This window comes from Fulvivirga aurantia, assembly GCF_009711475.1.
In the GTDB taxonomy this organism is placed as follows: Bacteria; Bacteroidota; Bacteroidia; order Cytophagales; family Cyclobacteriaceae; genus Fulvivirga; species Fulvivirga aurantia.
Genome location: NZ_SMMD01000617.1, coordinates 1 through 4676 on the forward strand (window position 1 = coordinate 1; position 4676 = coordinate 4676).

Genomic DNA, 4676 nt, shown 5'->3' on the forward strand with positions numbered 1-4676 from the left:
GATGATTTCGAATTCGATTCTTCTATTTCGTTGTCGACCTTCCTCTTTTGAGTTGTCGAATAGAGGTTTTTTGTCTCCATAACCGCGGTATTCTAGCTGGGTTGCTGAAGCACCCGCTTCAATTAAATAATGATAAACTGCTCTAGCACGTTTTTCTGACAAATTCTGATTGTATCCCTCATCTCCCTTACTATCGGTGTGTCCGGCTATTTGAATTTGTATGTCTTTATTATCTTTCAAGAAGGAGACCACCTTATTTAGTTCTGTTTTAGATTCAGCTTTAATCTCATAGCTATCAAACTCAAAAAAGATGTTTTCTAAAACAGCTTTACCACCTAAGGTAATCTTCTGTAGAGGAATTTTAATTTCAACCTGCTCACTCTCTAATTCTTGAGAAAGGTCGAATGACTTGCTATTAAATAAATACCCTGGTTTGTTGACATACAATGCATATTGCTCTCCCTCAGGTAATACCATTAAATAGCTCCCATTGATAGAATCAGAGTAGACCATCGATATTCTTTGATCTTTTTTTACATCATATAACTCAACTTTAGCATCTAAGGGATCATTTGTTTCAATGTCATAAACTATACCTTCTACATATCTTGCTTTTGTATCGATTTGTAAGTCTTCTGGAATTTCAAATTGATAAATCTCTCCTTTTACTTTTGGGTCGTCAAGATTTTCATGAGAGTAATACCCTTTTTTCCCGTCTGCTGTAACAAATAAGGATACCTGATCTTCTCCTGTATTAATTGGGTAGCCGATATTTTCTGGTTCTCCCCAATTATCGCCTACTTTTTCTGCCAAGTAAATGTCAAATCCGCCAAAACCTTTACGGCCATTACTTGAGAAAAATAAGGTTTTACTATTTGGGTGAATGAAAGGAGACACTTCATCAAACTTAGTATTGATCTCACCTCCGGGATTTGTTGGTTTACCCCAGACTTCACTATCATCAAGTGACGTAATCCAAATATCTCTGGCTCCTACCCCACCTGGTCTGTTTGAAACAAAATATAGTGTACGACCATCTGCTGACAATGATGGTTGTGAATCCCAAGCAGATGAATTGACTTTAGGTCCAAGATTTTCAGGTCTAGACCATTCATCACCAGTTTTCTTACTCATGTATAAATCACAACTACCATATCCATTACGCCCATAACAAGAGGTGAATATGAGTGTGCGTCCATCTGCAGAAATAGTACATGTCCCTTCGTTAAATGAGCTGTTGATATTATCTGAAATTGACTGCGGCTCTGACCAATTCCCACCTTCACCTTTTTTCGCCACTACCAAATCCTCGTCATGGTTCATAGTGGTACCTAATCTTCTTGTATAGAGTAAAGTTTTCTGGTCGGCTGTAATCACCGGAAAGTATTGCATGGCATATTGATTAATATGCTTAGGTAAAGGCTCGGGAAAAATTTTTCTAGTTGAGTCCAGGTTTTCCAGTGCGTACTCTGCATTAGTAATAAAGCGATTTGCCTGACTTTTGCGCTCTGTATTGCGTGGATTTAATGCCAGGTATCTTTTTGTGGCCTCTATAGATTTTTGATATTTGCCTATCTGAATATAAAGCTCCCCGAGCTCAAAATTAGCTCCGGCATGGTCAGGTTTGAGTTCTAGTGTTTTTTGTAAGTATTTTTCTGCCTCGGAAGTATTTCCCCTTGACTTGTCGATTACCCCTAACCTAAAATAAGCTTCTAAGAAGTTTTTGTCTTTGTCTACAGCAGTCTGTAGGATCTCATAAGCAGCGGTATATTGACCGCGCACCCAATAATTATCAGCTTCATAATAAAGCTCTGTGGCCTTTTTTGATTTGGTACTAAGCTTTTGTTGTGAAAAGCAGAATAACGGAACTATAGCCAATAGGAAAAATACAAACGCTTGCTTCATATTTATAAACATATGAAGGACTAACGTAAGAAGCAATCAAGCTATATAGCCGCTATGCGATTTTTATAGGCTTTTAGGGTATTCAACAACAATGAGGCAATAGTCATGGGTCCTACCCCGCCAGGAACTGGGGTGATTAATTTTGCCTTTTGAGAAACTTCATCAAATTTAACATCGCCTTTTAGCTCGTAGCCCTTTTCATTATCAGCATCGATACGTGTAATACCTACATCTACCACCACCGCTCCGTCTTTGATCATATCGGCAGTGATGAGCTCAGGTTTTCCGGCAGCTACGATCAATATATCGGCTTGTTTGGTGTGATTAGCTAAATCTTTGGTATGAATATGACAAACAGTTACTGTAGCAAATTCGTGGTAGGCCATTATTGTACTCATTGGTGCCCCTACCGTGCGACTATTGCCCACCATCACACAGTGGGCACCTTTGATCTCAACTTTATACCTTTTTAACAGCTCTACCATTCCATATGGAGTTGCTGGCATTAACCCAGGATTTTTGCTGGTTATACGTCCATAATTTTGGTTAGTGAAGCCATCCACATCTTTCTCAGGAAGAATTTTCTCCGTAACCTTAGCCGCAGAAATATGATCTGGTAAAGGTAATTGCACAATCAGCCCATCAATATCTTCATCATTATTGATCCTGTCAATTTCTGTCATGAGCTTAGACTCACTGATCGTACCAGGGAAGTTTAGAAGTGTATATTCAAAGCCCACTCGTTTGCAGGCTTTTATTTTATTATTAACATATGTATGACTCGCTCCATCGTCTCCTACAAGTATAGCGGCAAGGTGAGGTACCTTACCATTTCTAGATTTTAACTGTTCTACTTCAGTTGCAATTTCATCCTTAATTTCATTGGCTACCTTGCGCCCATCAAGAATCTTCGAGGAGTCAGACATTGTGTTTTATAAGTTAATCAAGTTTAAGAACGGCCATAAATGCTTCTTGTGGTATTTCAACATTACCTACTTGTCGCATCCTCTTTTTACCTTTTTTCTGCTTTTCCAGTAATTTTCTCTTACGGCTAATATCACCACCATAGCATTTTGCCAATACGTTTTTTCTCATTGCCTTTACTGTTTCCCTGGCGATGATCTTAGTACCTATTGAGGCTTGTATGGCTATTTCAAACATTTGCCTTGGGATCAGCTCTCTTAATTTTTCACACAATCTCTTACCCCACTCGTAGGCTTTATCTCTATGAACGATGGCAGATAAAGCATCCACTTTCTCGCCATTAAGCATGATGTCAAGTTTTACAAGGTTTGATTGCCTAAAGCCAATAAGCTCATAATCGAGCGAAGCGTAACCTCTTGATAACGTTTTGAGTTTATCGAAAAAGTCAAATACAATTTCGCCCAAAGGCAACTCAAACGTTAGCTCTACACGCTCGGGAGTAAGGTAAACCTGGTTTTTGATGACACCACGTTTATCCATACAGAGGCCAATAATATTGCCCACAAACTCATCTTTTGTAATGATCTGAGCTCTGATAAATGGCTCTTCCATGTGTGAAATGGAGTTGGGCTCTGGCATCTCAGAAGGTGCATTGATATTTCTCACCGAGCCATCTGATTGGACCGCGTGGAACTGCACCGAAGGAACAGTTGTGATCACAGTCATATCAAACTCGCGCTCTAATCGCTCCTGCACAATTTCCATGTGCAACATGCCCAGAAATCCACATCTAAAGCCAAATCCAAGTGCTGCTGAAGTCTCAGGCTCCCAAACCAGTGAAGCGTCATTGAGTTGAAGTTTTTCCATAGAGGCTCTTAACTCTTCAAACTCACTAGTTTCCACAGGATAGATACCTGCAAATACCATAGGTTTCACATTCTCAAAGCCCTGAACAGCTTTCGCACATGGTCTGCTGGAATGTGTGATGGTATCTCCCACTTTTACTTCCTTGGCTACTTTTATACCTGAAATCAGGTAGCCGACATTACCAGCACTGATGGTGTTCTTGGGTTGCTGCTTGAGCTTTAGTACACCAATTTCATCGGCTTCGTAGGTTTTACCTGTATTAACAAATTTTACTTTATCGCCTTTATTTATCGCTCCATTGAATACTCTAAAGTAGACTTCAATACCTCTGAATGGATTAAAAACAGAATCGAAGATCATAGCCTGCAATGGCTCTTCTGTATTACCTTTAGGAGCTGGCACTCTATTTACAATAGCTTCTAGGATGTCATCTATACCAATTCCTTCTTTTGCACTAGCTTTGATTATATCATCCGGGTCGCAACCAATTAGATTTACAATCTCATCGGAAACAACTTCCGGCATGGCACTCGGCAAATCTATTTTGTTAAGCACCGGTATAATTTCTAAGTCATGCTCTAGTGCCAGGTATAGATTAGAAATAGTTTGTGCTTCTATTCCCTGAGCAGCATCCACAATCAATAATGCGCCTTCGCATGCCGCTATAGATCGGGACACCTCGTAAGAAAAGTCTACGTGGCCTGGTGTATCTATAAGGTTGAATATATAGTCTTTCCCTTCATGCTTATAATCCATCTGGATTGCATGACTCTTAATAGTTATACCTCTCTCTCTTTCAAGATCCATGTCATCGAGCAACTGTTCTTGCATTTCTCTCTCGGTAACGGTACCTGTAAATTGCAAGAGTCTATCAGCCAAAGTACTCTTACCGTGGTCGATGTGTGCGATGATGCAGAAATTCCTAATATTATCCATACTGCGCTTTTCCGTGCTATTTTTAAAGTGCAAAAGTAGCTAAT

General features: G+C 39.6%; 3 protein-coding genes. All 3 read right to left on the bottom strand.

The genetic code is table 11. The features are described 5' to 3' along the window. A partial coding sequence (locus tag E1176_RS05790; protein ID WP_155209618.1) for an OmpA family protein occupies positions 1-1905 on the bottom strand: 1905 nt, incomplete at its 3' end. Positions 1906-1946: 41 nt separating this feature from the next. Beyond that, complete coding sequence (locus E1176_RS05795) at positions 1947-2831, bottom strand: bifunctional 5,10-methylenetetrahydrofolate dehydrogenase/5,10-methenyltetrahydrofolate cyclohydrolase (protein ID WP_155209619.1); 885 nt, start codon at positions 2829-2831, stop codon at positions 1947-1949. 13 nt (positions 2832-2844) lie between these two features. Beyond that, on the bottom strand, positions 2845-4632 hold the full coding sequence (gene lepA, locus E1176_RS05800; RefSeq protein WP_155209620.1) for a translation elongation factor 4: 1788 nt from the start codon (positions 4630-4632) through the stop codon (positions 2845-2847). Between the last annotated feature and the right edge of the window lie 44 nt (positions 4633-4676).